Here is a 5,760-nt window from a genome sequence, read left to right as displayed (position 1 = left end):
ACCAAAAATTTCGACAGCTTGCATCAACTCGACAAATTCTCCTGAAATCAGGTATTCTCCTTTGTTCTCAAGGAGAGAGTCGCGAATGGCCAACAAATCTTGATAGAATTCATCTGCAGTGGCATATCTAGGCTGAAGTTCCTTGTCTTCAATGAGATAAGCCTTAGTTGCCTGCATCTTAGCTTGGATATCAAAAAGGGCACGACGATAGAGTTCTTTTTCGCGATAAATCGAGTTATCCTGTGACTTAAGAGCCATCTCACGAACCTTGTCGCTGACATTCACAATACTGGTTGAGAGTGAGAATTCACGATAGAGGTTATAAATCTTCTCATCGTAGTAATTCATGATGACTTCACACTGGGTCAAGGCAGATTTATTGAGGGTTTCAGCAGTTACGAAAGGATTTCCATCACGGTCTCCTCCAATCCACATTCCCATGGTAATCGGTTTTGGATGTTGGAGTTCGATACCTTGTTCCTTGGCTAGTTTCTTATACTCAGCTGTCAAACGGGGAACAGCATTCAAGAATGAACTTTGATAGTACTCCATCACGTTGGTGATTTCGTTGGTTACTTTCAATTTCTTCTCGCGAATCATGTCCGTCTGCATAATAATCTCAATATAACGACGGAGATCCGTGTGCCATTTTTCTTTGTTAATCAAGCCTAGTTTGACATCACGGTACTTACGCAAAAGATTATGGATGTGATTGGTCAAATCCAACATACTCTTACGTTGGACCTGCGTCGGATGGGCAGTCAGAACAGGCACAACATTCAGCTGTTCCAAAATTGTAGCTGCATTTTCTTTTTCAGCCACCATTTTAATGGTTGTAGATAGTTTCCCTAGATAGTCTTGGTCCACATTGTTTTGGTGATTGATCTCATAAGCCAAATCCACATCCTCAGAGATATTGATCAAGAGTGGAAGGATTGAGAAATAGCGTGAAATGTAAATCATTTCTTCATTCGAAAGACTGGTCACTAGGTCATTGAGCCCTTGATAATTCTCGCTAGTTGATAATTCCTTCAACTGGATAATCTTTTCAAAGGTTTCTGGCGCTAGCATATTTTTTGTGATATCTTCTAATAGCTCAGTCAGAATCAAGACTTCTTCTTGGACAACGGCTTTATTGCTATAGTTTTCTAATTTTTGAAGAGACATAAACTTTCCTTTCCATACAATCCTCACAGCGATTCAGAAGTTTGACCCTCATATTCCCTGATCAGTTTGGCACGTTTTTCACTCGCATCGATATTTAGTACAAAGGCAATGGCGACGGATAAGACTAAGAGACTATTCCCCCCCTGTGAAAGGAAGGGGAAGGTTACTCCCGTTGAAGGAATCAAACCAGAAATCCCACCGATATTGACAAATACCTGAATAAGAATCATCCCTCCCACACCGATAGCAACCATTGAATTAAACGGATCCTTAGCACGAATACCGACCAAAATGATTCGCAAAATCAAGAAGAAGAGAAGGGCTAGAATCATGCTGGCTCCAACGAATCCAAACTCTTCTATCACGATAGAAAAGACGAAATCAGTATGAGCTTCTGGCAGATAACCTCGTTTCTCAATGGAGTTTCCTAATCCCAGTCCAAACCAACCACCATTGACCATGGCGTAGTAAGAATTGGCAAGCTGGTGTCCCGCTCCTGCTAAATCATTAAAAGGATTAAAGAAGGCACTGAAACGCTTGGCAACATATCCAAATACCGGAATCTGAGAAAATTTCTCAACCCCGACCAATCGAATCACAGACAAGGCTAAAATCGAACTACCGGTCAAAAGAACGAGAATCGTTGAGAACCAACGATAGGCAATCCCACTAACCGTATACATGAGAAGGGATACCAAGACCAAGATGGTGGCATTCCCCAAGTCTGGGAAGATTCCCAAACTTCCAATCAAAACCAGGAGAACGAAACGCCAGTCGTTAAAAGCACGGGGCAACCACTGATTTTGCGTCAAAACTTGGAAATCATAAACTGCTATGTCATCCTGTTGTTTTGAAAAACGATGCGCCAGATACCAGATAATAATAATCTTCAGGTACTCTGCAGGCTGAATCGTAACAGGCCCAACAGAAATCCAACCATAGGCACCATTGACAGGAATTCCAATCAAACGCGCTAAAGCTAAGAGAATCATCTCGACAAACATCACAATAAAAATCAGGCGCTCATTTCTGAGGAAACCTAATTTCAATTTGTAGATTAAGGCAATCAAAATCAAACTAGCTATCCAGAAGATCCCTTGGTTTCGCACTAATTGCAAAGCACTCTTTCCTTCTTGGATCAGGGTCGCGCTCGTTGTCGAGTAAACTACAATCAAACCCAAAATGGACAAAAGAAGATAAGGAATCAAAATGGAATAGTTTAGTAGGTGCCTTTTACTAATTTTCATATTTCACCACTCTAATAGGAACAGAGACGACTGTTCCCAATTCCGTTTTATTTTCTAGTTTTGATTGCTATTATACCACTTTTTCAGAAAGAAAAAAACTCTTATCCTCTAATCCTTCGAATTTTGCTCGTTTTTTAGATTGATAGATGATAAAAAAATACAAACCTCAAAAGAGATTTGTATTGTTCATTTCTTAGTTCGATGATGAGCTACTGCTTGAGCTTGAGTCACCACCAATATACTGAGTGAAGATGTTTTGGAAGGCTTGATCTTTGACTTTAATATTGGCTGCTTGCAATTCTTTACCAATCACTCCTTGAACAAAACTTGAATCATTTTGTTTCTGAGTCAAGATAACCGTCTTCAATTTTTCTTTATAGTCATCTAGGTTTGATGATTTTTCAGTTTTCTTAGTTACTTTAACGATATAGTATTGGGTGCTGTAAGCTTGTGTTCCAGTAGCTGTAATCACATCAGAAACTCCATTAACATCCAAGGCAAAGGCTGCTTTCTTGACTTGTTCTGGAAGTTCTGTAGAAGCAGAGTCAAATGTGATTTCTCCACCATTTTCTTTTGTTTTGTCATCGTTAGAGTTATCTTTCGCCAACTGGGCAAAGTCTGCACCTTCTGCTTTGGCTTTTTCGAGTATTTCTTTTGCCTTATCTTCGTTAGCAACACGGATGATTTGTGCTGTCACGTCTGGCGTATAGGCTTCGAAAGCTTTTTGATAGGCTTCATCAGTCAACTCAGCCTCTGCTGCTTTCTTAACTGCAAATTCGACTAGTTTGTTGGTTCTGATTTGCGCTTTTCGTGTTTCAGGTGTCATCCCTGCCCGTGAAAGAACACTTTGATACTTGTCGCCATATTTCTTTTGTTCCTCAGCAACAGCATCATCTACTTCTTTATCAGTCACCTCTGAACCATACTGTTTTTCAAAAACTTTTTGAATGGTCATATTTAGCAAAACTTGTTGGGCTGTGGGATTGCTTTTGACTTGCTCATAAAACTGGTGTTCCGTAATGACATCGCCTTTCATACTGATGAGGTCTGCTCCCTCAGAACCTTTTGAACAAGCAGCTAACGTCGCTACTGATAATAATGTGATGGCTCCCGCCAATAATTTTTTCTTCATTTTTACTCCTTTTACGGTAAGTGTTACCTTATCTATTTTACTATAATTTCTTAAATTTTTCTGAAAATCATTCGCTCTCAGGAAGCTCTACTTCTGCTAGATTCTTTCGTAGCATGAGAATGCCGTCTCCAAGTGGAACTAAAGTTGCTGTTAGACCTGGATTGTCCAAAGTGGCGTCGAAAAGTCTTTGCAAACCTCGGTAAATGGTTCGTTGACCTCGGCGGACTTCCATGATGTCCTTGGCAACATCTCCTCCTTGGAAAATATCATCCAAGACCACTACTCCACCAACTTCCAAATGTTTAAGGATTTCAGGCAGAAAGACGATATACTTGGACTTAGCCGAATCCATAAAGACAAAGTCATAAGTTTCTGTCAAAGTAGATAAAACATCGACTGCATCTCCCTCTAAAAGAGTGATTTGCTTACGACTGTCAAAATGGGCAAAGTTTTCCTTGGCAAAACCAATCATCTCAGGATTACGGTCAATCGTTGTAATCTTGGCATCTGGCGCATGTTCCGCCATTAAAAGAGCTGAGAAACCGGTAGCCGTCCCAATTTCCAAAATGTTCTTGGGCTGTATGGTCTCCATGAGAAAACGGAAATAAGCAACTGTCTCATGAGGAATGATGGGAATGTTTTCCTTGCGAGCGAAGGTCTCCAATTCTTTCAAGGAACCTGTCACCTGCTTTTGACGCTGGCGCATGAGTTCTACGATTTCTTCCTTGACGACGGGACGTCGCATATTGTGATTGGCATTTTTACTATAAGACTCTACCATCTTAAGCCAGTCCCATTTTTTCAACAAGGGCTTCAAACTCGTTCAAGCGACGTTCAAAGACTGCAAAAGCATCGTTGAGGTAGTCTTCTTTCTCCATATCCACTCCCGCTTTTCTCATGACATTGAGTGGATAGTCTGACTTACCTGCCTTGAGGTAGTCGATATAGCGGTCACGATCTTCTTGACTACCATGAACAATCTTTTCAGCCAAGGCTGAAGCTGCTGCAAAACCTGTTGAATACTGATAAACATAGTAGTTATAGTAGAAGTGTGGAATGCGTGCCCACTCGTATTGGATCTGAGGATTGTCTTCCTTGCTGAGTCCATAGTACTCTTGGTTCAGGTCAGCGTAAAGTTTATTGAGGAAATCACTTGTCAAGACTTCTCCATTTTGATCTGCTTGGTGGATAGCATGTTCAAACTCAGCGAATTGAGTTTGACGGAAGACTGTTCCACGGAAACCATCTAGGAAGTTATTGAGGATAGCAAAGCGTGTTGCGTCGTCTTCTACTTCTTCCAATAATTTCTCCGTCAAGATATTTTCATTAGTAGTTGAGGCAATCTCTGCCAAGAAGATAGAGTAATCTCCATAAACATAAGGCTGAGTTTCACGAGTATAGCTAGAATGCATACTGTGACCTGTTTCATGAACAAGAGTAAAGAGATTGTCTAGGTTATCTTGCCAGTTGAGAAGCATAAAGGCATTGGTATCATAAGAACCACCAGAGTAGGCACCAGAGCGCTTGCCTTGGTTTTCATAGACATCAATCCAACGCTCACTGAAGGCGCGTTTAACACGGCTCAAGTAGTCGTCTCCCAAAACTGCCAATGCTTCTTCTGCTTTTTTCAAGGCTTCTTCGTAGGTAAAGCTGTATTCTACTGAAGATAGTGGTGTGTAGACATCGTACATCTTGAGATCTGAAATCCCCAAGATTTTAGAACGCAGGTTAAGGTATCGATGCAAGAGTGGCAAATGCTTGCGAACTGCTGCTACTAAATTGTCATAGACACTTTCTGGAACAAAGTTTGCTGCGAGGGCTGCATGGCAAGCACTCTTATAGTTGCGAACTTTTGCGCGGTAGTTTTGCACTTTAACATTTGTCTGCAAGGTCTTAGCGTAAGTATGTTGGAATTGCTCGTAAGTCGCATAAAGGGCTTCATAGGCACCACGACGCACTTCACGGTTTTTAGACTCCATCAAACGGATATAAGTACCGTGTGAGAGTTGCACTTCCTTGCCTTCGTCATCAAGCACGTATGGAAAGCTAATATCCGCATTGTCCAAAATAGCGAAGGTTTCACTAGCAGCGCCAAAGATTTCTCCTGCTCCAGCAAGCAATTCTTCCTCACGTTGCGAAAGAACATGGTCTTTCTTTTGCAAAAGCTTGTCAAAAAAGTGCTTGTAAACTTGGAGTTTTGGTTGAGCTTCTAGG

Annotated in this window: 5 protein-coding genes; all 5 read right to left on the bottom strand. The window is 41.2% G+C overall.

The genetic code is table 11. The annotated features are described in order from the left end of the window. A partial coding sequence (locus SORDD24_RS07285) for a phosphoenolpyruvate carboxylase (RefSeq protein ID WP_081103547.1) occupies positions 1 to 1,167 on the bottom strand: 1,167 nt, incomplete at its 3' end. A 23-nt stretch (positions 1,168 to 1,190) separates the two neighbouring features. Beyond that, positions 1,191 to 2,414 carry a cell division peptidoglycan polymerase FtsW gene (gene ftsW, locus SORDD24_RS07280; RefSeq protein ID WP_061409111.1) on the bottom strand — a complete coding sequence of 408 codons (1,224 nt, stop codon included), beginning with the start codon at positions 2,412 to 2,414 and terminating at the stop codon, positions 1,191 to 1,193. Between the two features lie 193 nt (positions 2,415 to 2,607). Then, positions 2,608 to 3,546: a peptidylprolyl isomerase PrsA gene (prsA, locus tag SORDD24_RS07275; protein WP_061409108.1), complete on the bottom strand. Its 939-nt coding sequence runs from the start codon at positions 3,544 to 3,546 to the stop codon at positions 2,608 to 2,610. 67 nt (positions 3,547 to 3,613) lie between these two features. Then, positions 3,614 to 4,327, bottom strand: coding sequence for an O-methyltransferase (locus SORDD24_RS07270; protein ID WP_081103546.1), 714 nt, complete (start codon positions 4,325 to 4,327; stop codon positions 3,614 to 3,616). Between the two features lies 1 nt (position 4,328). Then, positions 4,329 to 5,760, bottom strand: a 1,432-nt coding sequence (gene pepF / locus SORDD24_RS07265) for an oligoendopeptidase F (protein ID WP_081103545.1), incomplete at its 5' end; no start/stop codon positions are given.

The organism is Streptococcus oralis, from assembly GCF_001579175.1.
Taxonomy (GTDB): Bacteria; Bacillota; Bacilli; order Lactobacillales; family Streptococcaceae; genus Streptococcus; species Streptococcus oralis_O.
Note: the sequence above shows the minus strand (reverse complement) of the source record. Positions and strands in the feature narration are given on the sequence as shown.

Coding starts and splice junctions, on each gene's coding strand:
- ftsW (WP_061409111.1), bottom strand. CDS start 2,414: ATGAAAATTAGTAAAAGGCACCTACTAAACTATTCCATTTTGATTCCT.
- prsA (WP_061409108.1), bottom strand. CDS start 3,546: ATGAAGAAAAAATTATTGGCGGGAGCCATCACATTATTATCAGTAGCG.
- SORDD24_RS07270 (WP_081103546.1), bottom strand. CDS start 4,327: ATGGTAGAGTCTTATAGTAAAAATGCCAATCACAATATGCGACGTCCC.